Below are 20,963 nucleotides of genomic sequence, written 5' to 3' on the forward strand. Positions count from 1 at the left end.
GCAGGGCGGTCCCCGGATGGCGACCGCCCTGCCTCCGGATCAGGCGAAGACGACCCGCACGCGGCGACGGTTGCGGCGCAGCGCGATGCCGGTCATGCCGAACCCGGTCAGCATCAGCGCCCAGGTGCCGGGTTCCGGCACCGCGAGGACGCTTTTGATCCAGTCGGCATGGTAGGCGGTCGACACATAGCCACCGAACTCGCCGAACGTGGAGTTCAGATCGTCGTCGATATCGCCATATTCCGACCCGAAGCTCAATCCGAACGAGGTCACCGCCGCGACCTTGCCATCGATGAAGCTGGCTCCGCCGGAATCGCCGCCGGCCGTCATCGCCTCGGTCGCGCCGCGTCCGAGGTTGCAATAGCGGCCGGAGGTCACGCCGACCGCGTCTGCGATGATGCAGGACGAATCGTTGGCGGCCAGGCCATTGTCGAAGTCGGACAGCAGGACGTTGTCGATCTCCACGCCGTTTCCGGCCAGAAAATCGAGCCCGCCGTCGAGCCCTTCGTCACCCAGCGCGAAATCGAACAGGTTATCGCCCTGTCGCTTGCGACCGGTGCCAAGATTGTCGCCGACCAGTCCGCCCCCATCGGACCGGGCGCCGACGCCCGTCACGTTGAAATTCTGGCCGCTGGCATTGCCGGTATAGAGTTCGTAGCTGGTGGCGAACAGCGGCGCCGCCTGCGACAGGCGCAGCACGGCGATGTCGTTCTGGTCGATCACTTCGCCGCTGTAACCGGCATTGACGAAATAGTCGCTGATCGCAATCGCGGTGGATTGGGCACCGGTCATGACATAATCGGGATCGGTGCCGTTGTAGAAATAGGCGGTCGTCGACACCGGATTGGCGGTGCCCGCGCCGCCGCTGACGCAGTGCCCGGCGGTCAGGATCGACTGGCGATCGGCCATCAGCGAACCCGAACAGATGAACCGGTCGCCATTGCCGTAGGCCATGATGAGCGCGACGGTGCCGTTATAGCGCGACGCATTGGCGAAGAATGCAGGATTGCCGCCGCCAAAGACGGTTGCCGTCGAAGTGGTGCCGACGATGCTGTTGGTGGCGGTGAAATTCAGGCCGTTATGCGTACCGGTTATCGTCGCGGCGGCGGCAGGCATCGCGGCACCCATCACCAGCGCAGCCGCCAAGGTGCGGTAAACCATTCGATTCATGAAAGTCTCCCCGTTTAGCGACCACTTACCCCCCTGCGTTCTGCATCGGTCGGTTTTGGTGCGCTGCGGAAAGCTATCACGGCTTTTGGGATAGTAAACGAGTTTTAATGTCTTGTTCGAAACAGATAGCGAAAGATCAAGCAAGCGGGGGAAGGGAACGGGGCGATGCCGGTCATGCCGACGCCCGCCAGCATCGGCTCCCGGTTACGGGGTTCCGGTACCGGCAGCATCACGCCGGTAATCCAGTCGGCCTGAAACCCGGTCGAACCGGTGTCGGGCATGGGATGATCCGGATCCGGACCGCCATGGGAATGGATGGCCGCCATATCGCGCAGCACGGGCACGGGCATGAGAGCGGGGATCACCCCGCCCCCGGCACGGGATTTCAAGCCAGGGCGGCGTCCGCCCCCATCAGCGCGGGGAAGAACCCCTCATGCGCGGTCCGCAGCGCATCCAGCGTGACGACGTCGTCGCGGTTCGGCCGTTCGAAGATCAGGCGCCTGCCGCCGGTGCGACCCATCGGCTCCGCCTCCACGCCGGCGGCATGGGCGGCACCGAGGAAGTCTAGCAGCGCGGCATCGTCGACCGTGACGATGTAGACGCCCTGATCCTCCGCGAAGAAGCTGTGCGCGCAGTCATAGGGTTGCTTGCGGTCGATCATCGCACCGATATTGCTGGCCAGTGCCATCTCCGCGATGGTCACCGCGATGCCACCATCGGATACGTCGTGAACGGCGGTGAGTTGGCCCGCCGTGATCGCGGCGCGGATCAGATCGCCGGTACGGCGTTCGGCGTCGAGGTCGACGCGCGGCGGCGGGCCTTCCTCGCGGCCATGGCATTCGCGCAGCCACAGGCTCTGGCCCAGATCGCCGCGCCGGGTACCGATGACGAGGATGATGTCGCCGGTGCCCTTGAACGCGATCGTCGCGTTCTTCTGCCAGTCCGCCAGCAGCCCGATCGCGCCGATCGCCGGGGTCGGCAGGATCGCGGAGCCGCCACCGGTCGCCTTGGATTCATTGTAGAGCGAGACGTTGCCCGACACGATCGGGAAGTCGAGCGCGCGGCATGCGTCCGACATGCCCTCCAGACACCCGACGATCTGGCCCATGATCTCGGGCCGCTGCGGGTTGGCGAAGTTCAGACAGTTGGTGATCGCCAGTGGCGTCGCGCCGACCGCGGTCAGATTCCGCCATGCCTCCGCCACCGCCTGCTTGCCGCCCTCGACCGGGTCGGCGAAGCAGTAACGTGGCGTGCAGTCGGTGGTGATCGCCAGCGCCTTGTCCGTGCCGTGGACGCGGACCACCGCGGCGTCGCCGCCGGGACGCTGCACGGTGTCGGCACCGACCATGTGGTCATATTGTTCCCAGATCCAGCGACGGCTGGCGATGTCGGGCGAGCCCATCAGGGTCAGCAGATCGGCACCGATATCGCGGCTTTCGGGCACGTCGACCAACGCCTTGGCCGGCGGGGTCGACACGTGCGGCCGATCGTAGAGCGGCGCATCGTCGGCCAGCGGGCCGAGCGGAATGTCGCACACCACCTCGCCGTGGTGACGCAGCACCATGCGGCCGGTATCGGTGACATGGCCGATCACCGCGAAGTCGAGTTCCCATTTGCGGAAGATCGCCTCCGCCTCCGCCTCGCGGCCGGGCTTCAGCACCATCAACATGCGCTCCTGCGATTCGGACAGCATCATCTCGTAGGCGGTCATGCCCTCCTCGCGCTGGGGAACGTCGTCCATCACCAGTTCGATACCGACGCCGCCCTTCGATGCCATCTCGACGCTGGACGAGGTGAGGCCGGCGGCGCCCATGTCCTGGATCGCGACGATCACGTCGGTCGCCATCAGTTCGAGGCACGCCTCGATCAACAGCTTCTCGGTGAAGGGATCGCCGACCTGCACGGTGGGGCGCTTGGCATCGGCATCCTCGCCGAAATCGGCCGAGGCCATGGTGGCGCCGTGGATGCCATCGCGTCCGGTCTTCGACCCGACATAGACGATCGGATTGCCGATGCCGCTGGCGGCGGAATAGAAGATCCTGTCCTGATCGGCGATGCCGACCGTCATCGCGTTGACCAGGATGTTGCCGTCATACGCCTTGTGGAAATTGACCTCGCCACCCACGGTCGGCACGCCGACGCAATTGCCGTAGCCGCCGATCCCGGAGACGACGCCACTGATGAGGTGACGCATCTTCGGATGATCGGGCCGGCCGAATCGCAGCGCGTTCATGTTGGCGATCGGCCGCGCGCCCATCGTGAACACGTCGCGCAGGATGCCGCCGACCCCCGTCGCCGCACCTTGATAGGGTTCGATGTAGGAGGGGTGGTTGTGCGATTCCATCTTGAAGATCGCCGCCTGATTGTCCCCGATATCGACCACACCGGCATTCTCGCCGGGGCCGCAGATCACCTGCGGGCCGGTGGTCGGCAGCTTCTTCAGATGGATGCGGCTGGATTTATAGCTGCAATGTTCCGACCACATCACGGAGAAGATGCCGAGTTCGACGAGGTTCGGCTCCCGTCCCAGCGCGTGCAGCACGCGATCATATTCCTCTGGGGACAGGCCGTGCTCGGCAACGACGTCGGGGGTGATCGCGGCGATGGTCTGGGTCATGGCGTGCAGATAGCGGCGCGTCGTCCGTCCGTCACCCCGGCAGCGTCATCAGGCCACGCATTGTGGCAGGATGGTCATAATTTTTCGACGTTTGCCCGATAGACAGGCAACGACTGCCGATCTTGGCAGTTGTCATTCCGTGTCACTACGGGGCCAGGGGCGGCGTTCGAACCGGACGCCGCCTTTGGTTTGTCAGTCGTGAGGGGGTTGTCAGCCGTAAGGCGGCTGGGTGAAGCCGGCCGGACTGGCGGTGAAGATTTCGCAGCCATCCTCGGTAATGCCGATCGAATGTTCGAACTGCGCGGACAGGGAGCGATCGCGCGTCACCGCCGTCCAGCCATCGTCGAGCAGCTTCACGTCGGGACGACCGATGTTGATCATCGGTTCGATCGTGAAGATCATGCCGGGCCGCAGTTCCGGGCCGGTGCCGGGACGACCGACATGCACCACTTCCGGCGCGTCGTGGAACAGGCGGCCGACGCCGTGACCGCAGAAATCGCGGACCACACCGTAACGATGCGCCTCGGCATGGCGCTGGATCGCGTTGGCCACGTCGCCCATGCGGTTGCCGGGCCTTGCCTGTTCGATCCCGATCATCAGGCATTCATACGTCACCTCGACCAGACGACGCGCCTTCAGCGGCACATCGCCGATCAGGTACATCCGGCTGGAATCGCCATGCCAGCCATCGACGATCGGCGTCACGTCGACATTGACGATATCGCCGGATTTCAATGTCTTGTCCGACGGGATGCCGTGGCAGACGACATGGTTGATCGAAATGCAGCTGCTATGGGTATAGCCGCGATAGCCCAACGTGGCGGGCACGCCGCCGTTCGCCATCACGAAATCATAGATCATCCGATCGATCTCGCCGGTGGCGACGCCGGGCACCATATGCGGGGCGATCATGTCCAGCGTTTCGGCGGCGAGGCGGCCTGCCTTGTGCATCCCGGCAAAGGCGGCGGGGCCGTGCAGCTTGATCGCGCCGGTGCGGCCGCCGGGGGCGTCGGAGGTTACGGTGACATAGTCGGTCATGCCCGTAATATAGCGTGGCGGCCGCGCTTTGGCGAGGCTAAGGCCGGATGCATGGACAGCGACGATATGGGCGAACGCATCTGGACCGCCGCGCTGGTGGTGATCGGCGACGAGATCCTGTCGGGCCGGACGCAGGACCGCAACGTCGCGCAACTGGCGACGTGGCTGAACGTGCAGGGCATCCGACTGGCCGAGGTGCGCGTGGTCGCCGACCGCGAGGAAGCGATCGTAGAGGCGGTGAATACGTTGCGCACGCGCAACGATTACCTGTTCACCACCGGTGGCATCGGCCCGACGCATGACGACATCACCGTCGATGCGATCGCCGTGGCGCTGGGCGTGGGGGTGGAGCATCATCCGGACGCGATGGCGACGCTGGAGGCCTATTACGCGACGCGCGGCGGGCTGACCGAGGCGCGGGCACGGATGGCGCGGGTGCCGGCGGGCGCGGGGCTGATCGAGAACCGCGTGTCGGGTGCGCCGGGTATTCATGTCGCCAACATCTTCATCATGGCCGGCGTGCCGCACATCACCGCCGGGATGCTCGACATGCTGACCGGGACGCTGGAGGGCGGACGCCCGGTGGTGTCGCGGACGATCGGCTGCTGGGTCGCGGAAAGCGAGGTCGCCGACCTGCTGCGCGATGCGGAGAAGACGCATGCGGGTGTGTCGATCGGCAGCTACCCGTTCTTCCGCGAGGGGCGGACCGGCGCCAATTTCGTGGTACGCAGCCCCGATGCGACGCTGGCCGACACCTGCATCGCCGATCTTGCCGCCGCGCTGACCGCGACCGGGCGGACGGTGGTGTCCGAGGGAATCTGAGGGTCCGGCCCCGGCATGGGGTGGTAAAGCGTTATCCGGTTTCGACGACGTGCAGCCCCGGTCGGCCGATCGGCAGCGATCCGGCGGCGAGGTCCGCGATCAGGCGTTCGGCGGCGGTGCGGCCGGCGGCCCAGCGCCGGGCGATCGTGGGGCCGGAGAAATCCATCGCCTTGCCCGCGACCTCGATCCGCTGGTCGGTATAGACGATCGGCGCCAGCGTGACGGCGATGTCATCGCGCCCGGCATGGATCGCTTGCCAGTGCGCGATGGTGCGGCGGGACTGGGCGGCGAAGATCAGATCCTGCATCCGCGTCGCGGTGTCGCCCAGCGTGCGCGGCAGCGGCTGCGCCAGTGGCAGCAGGTCGACCGCGATGCACAGCATCGGCCGCGCGGAGGGCGCCGCCAGCACCGGATCGAGCGGCAGGTTCGCAGACAGCCCGCCATCGACCAGCCATCGCCCCTCGATCCCGACCGCCGGATAGGCGACCGGCAACGCCGCGCTCGCCCGGATATGCTGCGCCCCGATCCGGGTGTCGCGACTGTCGAACACCACGTCCAGCCCGGTTTCGAGATCGAGCGCGGTTGCGGTGAAGCGGCAATGCCCGGCGTTCAGTTCGTCCGGATCGATCAGTCGCGCCAGCGTGGCGGCCAGTTGCTCCGTCTCGAACAGCGAGGGGCGATGGTCGGCCCAGGGGGCGAGCGACGACAGTAGCGGCCCGAACATGCCGGGCCGCCCCGCCGCCAGCGTCCATGTCGCCGCGGCGGTGCGGCGCGCCACTTCGGAAGACCAGGGCGATCCCTGCGGAACGCCGGATGCCGGCCAGTCCGCCATCGTCCCGTCCGGTCGCCACATGGACCGCAACGCATCGATCCGGCGCGGTGCGGCATTGCCGGCGATGATGCCGCCGTTGATCGCCCCGATCGAGGTGCCGACGATCCAGTCGGGCAGCAGGTCATGATCGTGCAGGGCCTGATAGACCCCGGCCTCGAACGCGCCGAGCGCGTTGCCGCCGCCCAGCACCAGAACGACATCGAACGCCCGGGTTGCCGTCATCGCCGGCCCGCGTTCCGCCGGGCGGCGGTGAGGGCGATACCGATCAGGCCCGCGACCAGCACCGCCCCCCGGCGCTTCTGCACCTGCAACGCGATGCTCGATCGCCGGGCATGGACGGGGCGGCTGCCACGCAGGCCATCGGCACGGGGACGGTGAAGATTATCGTGCCGGGCGGGATCGCCGGCATCGCCCGGCTGCTGTTGCGCGCGGGTGCCGGCGGCCTCCATGATGAAGTCGGTGACCCGCGGCGCGGCGCGCGCCAGGATCGCCGACAACAGGCCGCCGCCGCCAGCATAGAGCGTGCGGCGTGGATGCGCACAGACGAACAGCACCGCGTCGGCCACCACCGCCGGCGTGTAGAGCGGCTGCGGCAGGCGCGGTGGCTGGCCCATGTAATTGCGGGCATGTTCGGGGAAGGGCGTGTCGATCGGCCCCGGCTTGACCAGGGTAACGGAGATGCCGTCGCCCTCCACCTCCATGCGCAGCGTATCGGTCAGCGCCTGCACGGCATGTTTGGTCGCGCTGTACGGCCCCTGTTGCAGGATCGCGCGATCACCCAGGATCGAGCCGATATTGACGATCGCGCCGCCGCCGCGCCGGCGCAGATGCCGTGCGGCGACCAGCGAGCCGTGCAGCACCCCGAAATAATTGACGTCGAACACGCGGCGATGGTCCGCCACCGGCACCTGTTCCAGCGTGCCGTAGGTGCCCGTGCCGGCATTGTTGATCCAGCTGTCGAACCCGCCGAACGCGCTGGTCGCCACCCCGGCGATGCGTTCCACCGCGACCGGATCGGCGACATCCGCGACACAGACCGCGATCCGTGCGCCCTCCGCCGCCAGCCGGGTGCGCAGCGCCGCCAGCGCCGCCTCGTTCCGCGCCACCGCGACGACTGCTGCGCCCGTCTTCACCGCGCGCTCGACGATCGCGAGGCCGTTGCCGCTGGTGGCGCCGGTGACGACGATCACCTGTTGGTCCAGAGGTTTCAATGCGATCGCCATGCCCGTGTCCCACCATGCCGCCGGGTGGTGGCGACCTCGTTGGGAACGGCGCATGGCCGGGATCGATCCAGAAATAACGTCAGTAATTAAGACCTTATGGCAGCGCGTCCAGCCGCTTGCGGCCATTCGCCAGCACGGCGGCATGCCAGCGGCGACGGGCGGCGGCGGTGCGGGGTGCGTGGTCGGCCAGCGCGAGCCAGGCGAGCGCCTCGGCGGCGCGCGTGCCCGGTTCCTTCGCGATCCGCGCGAGATCGGCGTCGAATGTCGCGAAATAGACCGGCACGCCCTGCCATGCGGCCAGCCGCGTGCGCGCATCCCCCGAGGACCAGCCCTCGGCATGGATGCCCAGATCGATCCGGCCACGCGCGGCGCGGAAGATCAGCCAGTGGAGATGGCCGAGCATCGTGCGCGGATCGCGGAAATCGGGCGCGGCGAGCGTTTCGGCATAGGTCGCCCAGCCTTCGACGAACGCGGCGGCATAGGTGGCGCGCAGGGGATGCGGCGGGCTGGTCTGCTCGATGCCGAGCTGGATCATGTGGCCGGGCAGCAGTTCGTGCGCGACCACGCTGGGCAACGACCAGGCGGGGCGGCGGCCGATATCGGCAAGATCGACGATATAGGCACCTGGTCGGCCGGGGGCGGGGGGCGTGCGGTATCCCTGCCGGCCGGCGGCGACCTCCGCCGGGGTCAAAACGCGGACGGTTACGTCGAGGCAGAAGGGGGGCACGTCGGCGATCGTGCGCGCCACGGCAGCGCGGTGGATGGCGAGATCGCGGTTCATGTCGGCGACCGCCTGCCGGCGTCCGGCGGCGGTGTCGGTGTAAAGGCCGTCCGCTTCCGCGAACAGCCGGACATATCGCGCACCGATCGTGTCACCGGCGATACCGATCCGGTCGAACAGCCGCGCGGAACGGGCGTGAAGATCGGCCAGCGCACGGTCGAGCCGGCGACGGGCGGCGCGCGGGTCCGCACTGCCCAGCGTGCGGCGCAGGCGCAGCCCATAGTCGCCCGGCCGGGTCGCCAGCCCGGCGTCGATCGCCAGCCCGGTCCGCGCGGTCAGCAGGTCGAGCCGGTGGCCGGGGGCCAGTCCACGCGGATCGAGCCCGGCCAGCATCGCGAGGCCCTCCGCCGGGGCGGCCTTCGCGGCGGCGTCGAGCGCGAGGCGGACGCGATCATCGTCGCTGTCAGCGAAGGCGGGGAGGGCGGTTGCGGCGATCCCGGCGAGCAAGGCGCGCCGGTCGATCACCGGACCAGCGCCGCCCGGTTGTTGCGGCGCGTGACCTCCGATGCGTCGCCGGGCAGCGCCACCGTCGCCGCGACGGTGCGCGGGTCGATCCCGGCGGGCAGCGTCAGCGTGACGCGGGTGGTGCGCGGCAGCAGGTCGACGGGGGCCGCCATCGGCGCGATGGCGGCGGTGGCGAGGGTGCGCCCGTCCGCGACCAGCGCGGCGGTGCCGCCCGTCGCCGCCTGCGCGCCGAGGCTGTGGATCGTCAGCGTCACGCGCCGGCCCTTCACCGCCACGTCGTCGGCGCCGATGCCCAGATCGGGTCGACGATCGACCGGATCGCCGGGACGGACCAGTTCGAGGTCGATCACGCTTTCGCCCGGCGCGAAGGTGACGGCGGTGGCCGCGCCGCGTTCCAGCGGTAGCGTCGTCGCACCGCCGGCCGTGGTGATCCGCCACTCGCCCGCCGCGATGTTCCACGTCGACAGCTCGGCCCGCTGCGCGGTCGTGGCGGTGTTGAAGCCGGTGATGCGTATCCGGGTCGGGGTGGCGTGGGCCAGCAGCGCCACCCGCTCCGCCGCGCCGGGTTCGACGAAGCGCCAGCTTACGGCGTTGGCGGGCCAGCTTTGGTTACGGCGCAACGCGATGCCGCCCAGCCGCTCGCGTTGCAACCATTCGCTCGGCGCCTCGACCCGGTCGGACCACCAATGCCCCTCGGTCTGCATGTAGCGGCGGGCGGCCTTGTCGCGCGCGGCGCTGTCGTGAAGCGCGGCAAGCGGGGCGGTGTCGCCGGTGGCGTGCCAGCGTGCGTAGCGGGCGAAGGGATCGTCCCCCTTGCCGGCGGCCAGCGCAGCACGCCAGCCGGGGCCGGCGGGGAGCAGGCCGAACACGTCGTCGTTGATCTCAGTCAGCGCGCCCGGCCCGGCCTTGGTGACCCGGCCCTCCAGCGGGCGGAGATAACGCGTATCGCCGGTCCAGTGCCACGCCGCCCACGCGGCCTGCAGCGGCAGGGTGGCGCCGCCACCATCGCCCGCCCGTTCCTGGTCCGACCCCCAGTTGATCTCGTTGGGAAAGGACCAGAGGCTGTCCGGCCCCTGTTTCCCATGCGCCAGCCAGCCGTCGACGGTGCCGGTCACCAGACCGCGCGCCGCCGGGTTGCCATTATACAGGCCGAGCAGCGTCGGGCCGTGCAACACGGTGAAGGCATAGGGTTTCTGCCACGCCCAGGCATCGTCGCGGTAGATCGTGCGGCCGCCATACCATGACGAGGCGAAATGCAGGTGGCCGGCGGGATTGGGCAGGATCACCCGGCGGAGCGCGCGGGTATTGGCCATCAGCCGCTCCACCGCGCGCGGTTCACCCCAGTTGAGGTACAGGCGCGCGGCGTTGCTGTTGAGCCCTTCCTCATAAGCGTGGAGTTCGTCGGTGGTGATCGTGCCGAGTCCGTCGGTGATCATCCCGTTCCTGTAGACCGCATCTGACACCGCATTGAGCGAGGCGGTGATCTTGTCGGGGATCAGCCCCATCAGCGCCGCGCCGGGCCATTGCTGCACCAGATCGCTGTCGTCGGACAGGCCGCCGCCGAAATCGCCGTACGGCACCTGCCGATGGTCGATCCACCATTCGACGAAGCGGCGCACCTCGGCCAGATCCTGCAACTGGCGATGCGCCCAGGCCGGTACGTCGGCCGGCACCGGCGCCAGCGCGACCGGCGGCAGGTTTTCCGGCCGGTAGTTGATGTCGGCCCAATAGGCGCGGCCCTCGACATGATCGGGATCGACACGCAACAGGTCGGTCGCGTCGGCGAAGAGCCGCGCATAGAGGCCCGCGCGTTTCGAGGCGGTATGCTCCTCGACCAGAAAGCCCCAATTGTCCTTCACCTGATTGAAGCGGTCGGCAACATGCTCGCGGGCCGCCTCGGCGCGCGGCTTGAAGACGAGGCGGAGGCGGGCGCCGTCGAGGCTGCGCGCCCCGAAATCGGGGGCGGCGCTGGCGATGGTCAGGTACAGGCTGTCGTGAGGCAGGATGCGGTCGCGCAGGTCGAGCCACAGCGTGCGCGCCTCGTTCGGCCGGACCGAGACGGACAGGTCGATCAGGTCGCGGCCCGGCCAGATCGGGTCCTTCACCCGGATGTTGAGCGGTACCAGCCCGCGGGCATCGGGGGTCAGTGCCATCGCCGGCAGGTCGATCGCGATCCCGTCGAGCCCGTCATGGATGTTCTGCCAGCCATAGTCCCAGGCGCGCGCGACCGGCCGGTCAGCGGCGGCATCGCCGAAGCTGGCGGGGACGAGGATGTGGACGATCGGTTGCGCACCCGCCATGCGGACGACATTGCCGCTGCCGCCGGCCGCGCCGGCGCCGACCGCCGCCTTCACGCCCGAGGTCGGCATGGCGAGCATCGTCGTCCGCTCGTCGGGTGCGAACCGGCCGGCGATGAAGGCGTTGAGCGGGGCGAGCGCGGCCAGCGTCGGTGCGGCATCGGCACGGATCGTATAGTCGAGCTTCATCGTACCGGCCGGCTCCGCGCCGGGTGCGATATCGTAGGCCCAGAGTTCCTGGATCGGCTGTTCGGCCATGCGGTTGACGAAGCGCAACGCGCCGCCGGTATGCGTGGGCAGGCGCATGACGCTGCGCACCACGCCCTGCGGCCGTTCGCCCAGCCGTTCGCCGTTCCAGTCGAGCGTGCCGTAGGCGGCGCCGCGAATCTCGATCTGGTTGAATCGCTCGGTCGCGGGCAGCGTCAGGTCGTAGGCGCGACCGCCCTCGACATAGGTGTTCCAGTCGGGCAGCTCGAAATAATCGTGGCGGCCGGGCAGGGCGGAACGGTTGTACACGCCGGGCCAGGTCGTCTCGGCGATGCCGTCGACGCCCTTCCACATCCATGATTTCAGGTCCTTGGCATCGGCGAATTCGACCTTGCGCACGCGGGTGACGGCGGTGTCGAGCAGCGGCGGCGCGCCGGTGTCCCAACCATAGCGGTGCAGCCAGGCGGCGCGGCGGGCGGCGGCCATGACGGGGGCGGGGGCAGCGGGCGCGGCCACCGGCTCCCGCTTAGCTGCGAGGGTCGCGACCGCGGGCGTGTCCAGCAAACGGTCGTAGACGCGGATCTCGTCGAGGTCGGAGCCGCGCATGAAATTGTAGCGACTCTGCACCTGATGCGGCGACAGCACGCGGCCGGCCATGCCGAACTGGTCCAGCCCGGCGTCGAGGTCGGCACGCTGGTCCTTGCGCGCCACCTCCCGCCCATCCACGAACAGGCGCACGCCCGTGGTCTCGTCCCACCCGAAGGCGATGTGGTGCCATGCGTCCGGTGCGGGTGTCGCGGACATCCGCCACGATACGCGCACCCGCGACAGATTGGCGTCGGTGACGAAGCCGTCGAAGCCGTGGCCGTTCCAGTCGATCCGCAGGAACGCCATGTCCCAGCTGCTATGGTCCGCGAAACCCACGCGGAAAATGTTGAACGGTGCGATGCCGACGGCCGTGTGAGGCCGCCAGAAGAAAGCCAGCGTCCCGCGTTGCGCATGGATGTTGCCCGGTGCGCGCCACGCGACATAGCCATCGTCCGCCCAGCGCGCCGCGCGGCCGATCGCACCGTTCGGCGCCACGGTCACGCCGCTGCGGAAATTGGGTACCGCATCGCCACCGGCGACCTCGGCGGTCAGGTCGCGGTCGGCGGAGGCGCGGAACAGCAGGCCGTCCAGTGCCGCGTCATGGGCGTGCGCCGGAACAGCCAGCGCCGCCAGTGATGCGGCGATCGCCAGCCTAGCGCGCATCGATCCGCGCCAGCCGCGGCGACAGCAGGTGGACGAGCAGCAGCGCCACGAAATAGGCGCTGCCGGCGATCCCGAACAACACCGAGTAATTGTTGCCGGTGGCATCGAGGATGTAACCGGTGAACAGCGCCATCCCCATGCCGCCGACCGCGCCGATCATGCCGCCGATCCCGATCACCGAACCGACCGCGCCGCGCGGGAACATGTCGGAGGGCAGCGCATAGAGGTTGGCGGAGAATGCCTGATGCGCCGCGGTCGCCAGCCCGATCACCGCCACCGCGCCCCATACGCTGGCGATGTTCTGCGCGAAGAAGACCGGCAACACGCAGAAGGCGCAGATCAGCATCGTGATCTTGCGCGCGAAATTGGGCGTCTTTCCCTGCGCGATCAGCTTCGACGACAGCCAGCCGCCGGCGATGCTGCCGAAATCGGAGATCAGATAGATCGCCGCCAGCGGCAACCCGAACGTCTTCAGGTCCATGTCGTACCGCTCGAACAGGTAACCCGGCAGCCAGAACAGGAAGAACCACCAGATCGGGTCGATGCAGAACTTGCCGAGCGCGAATGCCCAAGTCTCGCGATAGGTGGCGACGCGTGCCCATGGCAGCGGCTCGACCGGATCGGCCGGGTCCTGCCGGATATAGGCGAGCTCGGCCGCCGAGACATGCGGGTGCTGGTCTGGATGGCGATACAGCGCCAGCCACGCGATCAGCCACAGCACGCCGAACACACCGGTCACGTAGAAGGCGACCCGCCAGTTGAAGGTCAGGACGAGGAAGGGGACGAGCAGCGGCGTGACGATCGCGCCGATATTGGCACCGGCGTTGAACAACCCGATCGCATAGGCGCGCTCGCGTTGCGGAAACCACTCGGTCACCGCCTTGATCCCGGCGGGGAAATTGCCGGATTCGCCGACGCCCAGCCCGAACCGCGCCATCGCGAAGGTGGTGATGCTGGTGGCAAGGCCATGCGCCATGTGGCTGACCGTCCAGATCAGGATCGCGATCACGTATCCGGCGCGCGCGCCCAGCACGTCGACGATCCGCCCGAACCCGACATAGCCGATCGCATAGGCGAGCTGGAACCAGAAGATGATGGTGGCGAAGTCGCTTTCCGACCAGCCGAACTCCGCCTTCAGCGTCGGCTTCAGCACGCCGATCATCTGCCGGTCGACGTAGTTGATCGCGGTCGCCGCGAATAGCAGCGCGCAGATGACCCAGCGATAGCGGCCGACGCGGGCGACCGCGCCGTCAGGTCCCTGATCCGTGGCGATGGTGCCCATCATATCCTCTTCCTGATCGACCTCTTTGACGGGTCCTTGGTGGGTGGTCAGCGGGCCTGCATGGTGCAGGCGACGGTCCAGCGGCCGTCGAAGCCGGCGACCACTCTATCGCCGGGCGATACCGGGTGGACGCCGGTGACCGCGCCACTCGATATCCACTGCCCCGCCTCCATCGCGATACCACGCCGGGCGAGATGTTCGAGCAGGAAACGTGCCGCGCCGAACGGGCCGTCGAGCATCGTCGCGGTCGTCGCGTGGCCGATTTCCTCGCCGTTGATCGTCAGCGTCACCGGCCAGGCGTCGACATCCGCCGTCTGCCATCCGTCCGCCGCCGGCCCGATGACGAGGCCGTTATTGTTGCCGAAATCCGATACCGTCGCGGTCGGCCCATGGCTGTTGATGCCGGGGAAGGGCGAACTCGCCACCTCGATCCCGACATGCACCGCGTCGATCAGCGCGGTCGCCTCCTCGATCGTGTAATTCGTCTTGGCGGGATCGGGCGTGGTGCCGATCCGCAGCAGGAACTCCGCCTCCGCCGCGGCGAAGCCGTCGCCGAACACCGGCATCGCGGGGGGCGTGTCGCCTGCCGCCACGATCGAATCGGCGAAGATCGGGCCGGCCAGCCGGTCGATGCCGTCGACCGGCGGCGCGATCTTGCCGACCTTCCATCCGGCGATGCGGCCATCGGCCAGGCGGATCGCGGCGTCCTGCACCCGGTAGGCATCGGCCAGGGTGGCCGGAATCGCACCGGGGAAATCGGGCAGTGCCGATCCGTCGCGCCGTGCCGTCACGAAGGCGCGGGCGATGGCGCCCGTCCCGTCGGAACCCGTCCCGTCGTCGATTGCCGTCACGCATCCCTCCCTTATCGTTCCCCCGGGATTATGGGAAACCGGTGTCATAGGCAAGCGGTGGTGATGCGCGGATTTCGCGCGCCATGCCGCCCGGGACGGTGGCGGCGGCGGCGACGCGCGGCTATGCCGGTGGACGATGCGCAGGACCGGCCAACCCACGATCAACGATGTCGCCCGCGTCGCCGCGGTATCGAAGAAGACGGTCAGCCGCGTCATCAACCGGTCGCCGCTGCTGGGCGACGACACCCGCGCCCGCGTGCAGGCGGTGATCGACGAACTGGGCTACATCCCCAATCCACAGGCGCGCGCACTGGCGCTGCGCCGCAATTTCCTGATCGGCCTGGTCCACGACAATCCCAATGCGCAGACGGTGATGAACGTGCAGCAGGGGATGCTGGAGGCGCTGCACGATACCGAGTTCGAGATGGTGGTGCGCCCGGTCGATCGCGGATCGGCGACGATGCTGGCCGACCTGCGCCATTTCCTCGAACGGCAGCGCCCGTACGGCGTGTTGCTGATGCCGCCGATCAGCGAAAACGATCTGGTCGCCCACGCCTGTCGGGAGATCGGTTGCCGATACGTCCGGATGGGGTCGGCGATGCTGGACGAGGCCGAACATATGGTCGCGTCCAACGACCGGGAGGCGGTGCGCGGGGCGGTCGACCATCTGATCGCGCAGGGGCATCGCCGGATCGGGCTGATCTGCGGGCCGCACGGCTTCCGGTCCGCCCGCGAACGCCGTTCGGGATTCGAGGACGCATTGGCGGGTGCCGGCATCACGCTGCCGCGCAGCTTCATCGCCGATGGCAACTACACGTTCGAATCGGGGCTGACCGCAGCGGAGCGATTGCTCGACCTGATGCCGCGCCCGACCGCGATCTTTTCCAGCAACGACGAAATGGCGGCGGGCGTCGTCCACGCGGCGCGGATGCGCGGGCTGGACGTGCCGCGCGACCTGTCGATCGTCGGGTTCGACGATACGCCGATCGCCGCGCACGTCTGGCCCCCACTGACGACGGTGCGCTGGCCGATCGCGTCGATGGCGCGCTCCGCCACGCTGAAGCTGATCGCCGACAGCCATCCGGAGGTGGAGGAACCGTCGCTGTTCCTGTCGACCCTGATCCGCCGCGCCTCGGTGATGGCGCCCCATGGCTGACGCCGATTGACCTAATCCGCTGACACCGGTTACCAAATCATCATCGCAGTCAAAGGCGCGAGCGGGGAGGAGGATGACATGGCAGTGTATCATTCATGGCCATCGGCCGGACGACCCGCCGATCCACCGCCGGTGACGAGCCGCCGCACCCTGCTCGCCGGCGGGCTCGCGCTGGCGATCGCGGGTCCGGCGCGTGGTCAGAGCGGGGTGGCACGCGCGACCTGTAGCGCAGGGGCCTTTATCGGCGAGCGAACGGGTGGTGTCGCCGCGTTTCGCGGCATCCGCTACGGCCGCGCCGCGCGTTTCATGACGCCCCGCCCCGAACCGGTCGCGCGCGATGCGGTGCGGGCGACCGCGTTCGGTCCGTCCTGCCCGCAGGCCGGCGATGCGGGGGGCGAGGGACTGGCCTTTGCCGAGGATTGCCTGACGCTCAACGTCTGGACGCCCGATCCCGATGCGCGCGCCGCGCGGCCAGTGATGGTCTATATCCATGGCGGCGCCTATTCGTCGGGCAGCGCGAATCTGGAACGGCAGGACGGACAGGTGCTGGCGGCGACGGGCGATGTCGTGGTGGTCACCGTCAACCACCGGCTCAATGCGTTCGGCTATCTCTATCTCGCCCGGCTCGATCCGCGTTTCGCCGACAGCGGCAATGCCGGCCAGCTCGACCTGATCCTGGCGCTGCAGTGGGTGCGCGACAATATCGCCGGATTCGGTGGTGACCCGGCACGCGTCATGGTGTTCGGCCAGTCGGGCGGTGGCGCGAAGATCGCCACGCTGATGGCGACGCCCGCCGCCGCCGGGCTGTTCCACCGCGCCGCGACGATGAGCGGGCAGCAGGTGACCGCGTCCGGCCCGCTCAACGCCACCGCGCGGACGCGGGCGTATCTCGGCGCGCTGGGTATCGATCCGCGCGATCTGTCGCCGCTGGCGACGATGTCGACCGCACGGCTGGTCGAAGGGCTGGCGGCGGTCGATCCGGTGCTGGGCGGCGGGGTGTATTTAGGGCCGGTACTCGACATGCGCGTGCTGCCGCGCCACCCGTTCTGGCCCGATGCCGCGCCGCAGTCGCTGGGCATACCGTTGATGCTGGGTAATACCGCGGGCGAGACGCGGGGCTTCATCGCACCGGGATCGCCCAGGATGACGGGGCTGAACTGGGACAATCTGGTCGAGCGGCTCGCACCGGAGTTGCGGATCGATATCCTGCCCGAATGGGTGGTGCGAGAATACCGGCTGCGTTTCCCAGCATGGTCGCCGGTGGAGGTGTTCTACGATGCCACCACCTGCGGGCGAAGCTGGCGTGGACAGGTGATCGAGGCGGAGGCGCGGGCGCGTAGCGGGGCACCGGCCTGGGTCTATCAGGTCGATTTCGCCGCGCGGACGGAGCCGGCGCGCGGGGCGTTTCATTCGATCGACATCGCACTGGTGTTCGGCACGCTGGCCGCGAAGGGCGCATTGACCGGTACGGGCGCGGATGCCCGTGCGGCGAGTGCGGCGATGCAGCAGGCGTTCGTCGCCTTCGCACGGACCGGTGATCCGGGGGTGGCGGCATGGCCACGCTACGACCAGGCACGGCGCGCGACGATGATCTTCGATGCCCGTTCCCGGGTCGAGGACGATCCCCGCCGTTGGCAGCGCGAGCTGTTCGCCCGCGTGCCCTACATCCAGCCGGGCAGCTGACGAACCCGCTGCTTGACAGGAGGTTGCGACGGTTTCATCAATGGTGACACCGGTTACCTTGGGATAAGCAAGGGTCGGAAGATCGCCGGACAACGGCGACGACAGGAGGGGGTGGCGGCACGCGTACAGCTGTGCCGAGGGCTCTTCCCACCTTTCACGCGGGCATCGGCCCGGATTGGCATCTGCCGATCCGGCGATGTCGCCACCGAAGACGAGGCACCCGCAACGACGGGGTCCGACAAGGGAGTTGAGGGATGCGGATCGACGGGACGAAGCTGGGAAGTGCCTCCGCGGCGGTACTGGCGCTGGCGATGATGATGCCGGCGACGGCATGGGGGCAGGCCGCGCGGATTCCCGCCACCGACACGCCGGGCACGCCCGCGCAGGTCGACCCTGCGCCGGTCCAGTCGGCGATCGTGCCGAATACCGACACCACCGCCCCCGATCCGGCCGCCACCGTCGCGCAGGATACGGCCGTCGATGCGGCGGAGGGCGCCGACATCATCGTCACCGGTTTCCGCAAATCGCTCGACGCGGCGCTCAGCGTGAAGCGCGAGTCGGTATCGGCGGTGGATGCGATCGTCGCCGAGGATATCGCCAAGTTCCCCGACCAGAATCTGGCGGAATCGTTGCAGCGCATCCCCGGCATCTCGATCCAGCGCGACGCGGGCGAGGGACGGGCGATCACCGTGCGCGGGCTTGGCGCACAGTTCACCCGCGTGCGCGTCAACGGGCTGGAGACGGTCGCGACCTCGACCGACGGCGCCAGCGCCAATCGCGACCGTGCGTTCGATTTCAATGTCTTCGCATCCGAACTCTTCAATTCGATCGTCGTCCACAAGACCGCGGAAGCCTCGCTCGACGAGGGGTCGCTGGGCGCGGTGGTCGATCTCAACACCGGCAATCCGCTGGGCGGCAAGCGTGGCTTCACGCTCGTCGGCTCGGCGGTGGCGACCTATAACGACCTGTCGGACAAGGTGCGGCCGCGGCTGGCGGGGCTGCTGTCGTGGAAATCACCCGACGGCACGTTCGGGGCGGCGGTGTCGGCGGCCTATCAGAAGACCGCGAACCTCGAACTGGGCAACAACACGGTGCGCTGGGCGCAGGCACGGTTCGATTCTGTGAACGGCACGCCCTGCTTCACCACCACCGCCACCGGCACGGTCCGCGCCAACAACGCGGGCGGCTTCTATCGCCCGAACGCGGCGTGCGATCAGGCCGCGCTCGCCTTCCACCCGCGCATCCCGCGCTACGGCTATATCCTGCACGACCGCGAGCGGCTGGGCCTGACCGGCAGCGTGCAGTGGCAGCCGAGCGAATCGAGCAAATTCTCGGTCGACGCGCTCTATTCCCGCTTCAAGGAGACGCGCGAGGAGAAATATGGCGAGGTGCTGCTCCGCTCCAACGAACGGTCGATCGATGTCGTCAATCCGGTCTATGACAGCAACAACAACCTGATCGCCGCGACGCTGAACGATGCCTGGGTGCGGACCGAACATTATCTGCGCCGGTCGAAGACCGAATTCTATCAGGTCGGCGGCAGCTGGGATCAGGACGTCACCGACAAGCTGCGCTTCACGCTGCTGGGTGGCATCTCGCAGTCCGACGCGACGATCCCGGTCGAGACGACGTTCGTCTTCGACGACCGCGATGCGCAGGGGTACAGCTATGACTATCGCGACTCGCGCAGTCCGCTGCTGACGTTCGGCACCAGCGTGACCGATCCGGCCAATTTCCAGCTGGCCGAAATCCGCGATCGTCCGTCGAGCACGGTCAACAAGTTCCGCACGGTGCAACTGCGCACCGAATACGACCTGGCGGAGGGGTACAAGCTGAAGCTGGGCGGGCTGTACCGCAAATTCTCGTTCGCGTCGGAAGCGTTCACCCGCGATGCGGTGGTATGTCCGGCGGCGGGGCGTGACGTGGTGCTGGGTGCCATCACCTGTTCGGCGCCGTCGCTGTTCGGCCCGACCGCGATCTATGGTTTTCCGGCGGCAGGACTGGGTGAGACGTTCAACATCGGCGGCGCCGGCCAGCCAGCCGGCAACACCAACGAATTCTACATCCCCAACATCGCCGCCTCCGCCGCCTATACCGGTCTCTATGGCCGACCGCTGGTCGTCGATGCCGGGCAGGTACGCAGCGTGAGCGAGGAGGTGAGCGGCGGTTACGGCGAGATCGACGTGAAGGGTACGGTGTTCGGACTGGATTATGCCGCCAATGGCGGGATGCGCTACGTCCACACGCATCAGGTTTCGACCGGGCTGAACAACGGCGTGGCGGTGACGATCGCGCGTAATTATGCGGATTGGCTGCCCGCACTCAACGTCGCATTGTTCCCGACCGACAAGATCATCCTGCGCGGTGCGATCGCCAAGGTGCTGACGCGCCCGACCCTCGGCAATCTGACGCCGGGCGGGTCGGTCGACGGGTTCAACTACCGGGTCACCTTCGGCAATCCACAGCTCGATCCGTTCCGCGCCACCGCGTTCGATCTGGCCGCCGAATGGTATTTCGCGCCGCAGTCGATCTTCTCGGTCGCGGTGTTCAAGAAGAATGTCGAGAGTTTCCCGGTATCGCAGGCGACCACCGGCACGTTCGATTCGACCGGTCTGCCGCGATCGGTGATCCCGCCGTCGAGCCCTGCAGCGCTGCCACAGAATGCCGATGTGCTGTACACGATCACCTCACCGGTGAACGGGCAGGGTGCCTCGCTGAAAGGCGTCGAGATCGCATTGCAGACGACGTTCCGGTTCCTGCCGGGTTTCCTGAAGAACTTCGGCGCGATCGCCAATGCCACGCTGATCGATTCCAGTGCGACCTATACGGTGCAGGGACCGACCGTGAACCCGTGCGTACCCGCGGCCAATCCGGCCGCCGCCTGCGGGTTCGGGCCGAACGTCACGACAACGCGGACAGGTACGCTGTTCGGCCTGTCGAAGCGGCAGTATAACGGCACGCTCTATTACGAGGATCGCAAGTTCTCCGCGCGTGGGTCGATCAGCTATCGCGGGCCGTATGTCGATCAGAACAGTGCCACCGGCAACATCTTCGAAGGGTACAACTCGACGATCAACGTCGATGCCTCGATCCGGTATCGCGTGACCGAGAACCTCGAAGTATCGCTGGAAGGCACCAACCTGACCGACGAGTATCGCGATCGCTACACCGATCTCGATACCAACCGGAACTACGAGTACAACCACTTCGGCCGCACCTTCTTCGCCGGGGCGCGGGTGAAGCTGTAAGGGCATCGTGACCGTGCGGCCCGGCCGATGGGCCGGGCCG

At 68.0% G+C, this 20,963-nt stretch carries 14 protein-coding genes; 4 read left to right on the forward strand and 10 right to left on the reverse strand.

Annotated elements, in window-relative coordinates:
* Positions 1-39 precede the first annotated feature (39 nt).
* From ABD719_RS01225 to map, 4 genes are all read right to left on the reverse strand, one after another.
* The gene (locus tag ABD719_RS01225) at positions 40-1,170 is read right to left on the reverse strand and encodes a trypsin-like serine protease (RefSeq protein WP_344691491.1); all 1,131 of its coding nucleotides are present in this window, start codon (positions 1,168-1,170) and stop codon (positions 40-42) included.
* 104 nt (positions 1,171-1,274) lie between these two features.
* Positions 1,275-1,520 (reverse strand): hypothetical protein, encoded by a 246-nt coding sequence (locus ABD719_RS01230; RefSeq protein ID WP_344691493.1) that lies wholly within the window; start codon positions 1,518-1,520, stop codon positions 1,275-1,277.
* A gap of 35 nt (positions 1,521-1,555) precedes the next feature.
* Positions 1,556-3,787: a phosphoribosylformylglycinamidine synthase subunit PurL gene (purL, locus tag ABD719_RS01235; RefSeq protein ID WP_344691495.1), complete on the reverse strand. Its 2,232-nt coding sequence runs from the start codon at positions 3,785-3,787 to the stop codon at positions 1,556-1,558.
* 210 nt (positions 3,788-3,997) lie between these two features.
* Positions 3,998-4,825: a type I methionyl aminopeptidase gene (gene map, locus ABD719_RS01240; protein WP_344691497.1), complete on the reverse strand. Its 828-nt coding sequence runs from the start codon at positions 4,823-4,825 to the stop codon at positions 3,998-4,000.
* Positions 4,826-4,891: 66 nt separating this feature from the next.
* Here map and ABD719_RS01245 point away from each other — a divergent pair, with 66 nt between their 5' ends.
* Entirely contained in the window at positions 4,892-5,647 is a 756-nt protein-coding gene (locus ABD719_RS01245; protein WP_344691942.1) for a competence/damage-inducible protein A, read from the forward strand.
* 31 nt (positions 5,648-5,678) lie between these two features.
* Here ABD719_RS01245 and ABD719_RS01250 read toward each other — a convergent pair whose 3' ends face one another.
* From ABD719_RS01250 to ABD719_RS01275, 6 genes are read right to left on the reverse strand one after another with little or no spacing between them, the layout of a single operon-like run.
* The gene (locus ABD719_RS01250; protein WP_344691499.1) at positions 5,679-6,701 is read right to left on the reverse strand and encodes a patatin-like phospholipase family protein; all 1,023 of its coding nucleotides are present in this window, start codon (positions 6,699-6,701) and stop codon (positions 5,679-5,681) included.
* Entirely contained in the window at positions 6,698-7,756 is a 1,059-nt protein-coding gene (locus ABD719_RS01255; RefSeq protein ID WP_344691500.1) for an SDR family oxidoreductase, read from the reverse strand. The genes ABD719_RS01250 and ABD719_RS01255 overlap by 4 nt, the downstream gene beginning before the upstream one ends.
* A 40-nt stretch (positions 7,757-7,796) precedes the next feature.
* Positions 7,797-8,948: a DUF885 family protein gene (locus tag ABD719_RS01260; RefSeq protein WP_344691502.1), complete on the reverse strand. Its 1,152-nt coding sequence runs from the start codon at positions 8,946-8,948 to the stop codon at positions 7,797-7,799.
* Positions 8,945-12,703, reverse strand: a complete 3,759-nt coding sequence (locus ABD719_RS01265; protein WP_344691504.1) for a LamG-like jellyroll fold domain-containing protein — start codon at positions 12,701-12,703, stop codon at positions 8,945-8,947. Before ABD719_RS01265 ends, ABD719_RS01260 begins: the two co-directional genes overlap by 4 nt.
* The gene (locus ABD719_RS01270; RefSeq protein ID WP_344691506.1) at positions 12,693-13,988 is read right to left on the reverse strand and encodes an MFS transporter; all 1,296 of its coding nucleotides are present in this window, start codon (positions 13,986-13,988) and stop codon (positions 12,693-12,695) included. Before ABD719_RS01270 ends, ABD719_RS01265 begins: the two co-directional genes overlap by 11 nt.
* 44 nt (positions 13,989-14,032) lie before the next feature.
* Complete coding sequence (locus ABD719_RS01275) at positions 14,033-14,827, reverse strand: 2-keto-4-pentenoate hydratase (RefSeq protein ID WP_425567098.1); 795 nt, start codon at positions 14,825-14,827, stop codon at positions 14,033-14,035.
* Positions 14,828-14,972: 145 nt separating this feature from the next.
* On the opposite strand from ABD719_RS01275, the gene ABD719_RS01280 reads away from it, so the two are divergent.
* From ABD719_RS01280 to ABD719_RS01290, 3 genes are all read left to right on the forward strand, one after another.
* The gene (locus ABD719_RS01280) at positions 14,973-15,992 is read left to right on the forward strand and encodes a LacI family DNA-binding transcriptional regulator (RefSeq protein WP_344691510.1); all 1,020 of its coding nucleotides are present in this window, start codon (positions 14,973-14,975) and stop codon (positions 15,990-15,992) included.
* A 78-nt stretch (positions 15,993-16,070) separates the two neighbouring features.
* Positions 16,071-17,675: a carboxylesterase/lipase family protein gene (locus tag ABD719_RS01285; protein WP_344691512.1), complete on the forward strand. Its 1,605-nt coding sequence runs from the start codon at positions 16,071-16,073 to the stop codon at positions 17,673-17,675.
* Between the two features lie 254 nt (positions 17,676-17,929).
* Positions 17,930-20,923 (forward strand): TonB-dependent receptor, encoded by a 2,994-nt coding sequence (locus ABD719_RS01290; RefSeq protein WP_344691514.1) that lies wholly within the window; start codon positions 17,930-17,932, stop codon positions 20,921-20,923.
* Positions 20,924-20,963 lie beyond the last annotated feature (40 nt).

The sequence above is a fragment of the Sphingomonas cynarae genome (assembly GCF_039537815.1).
Classification (GTDB): domain Bacteria; phylum Pseudomonadota; class Alphaproteobacteria; order Sphingomonadales; family Sphingomonadaceae; genus Sphingomonas; species Sphingomonas cynarae.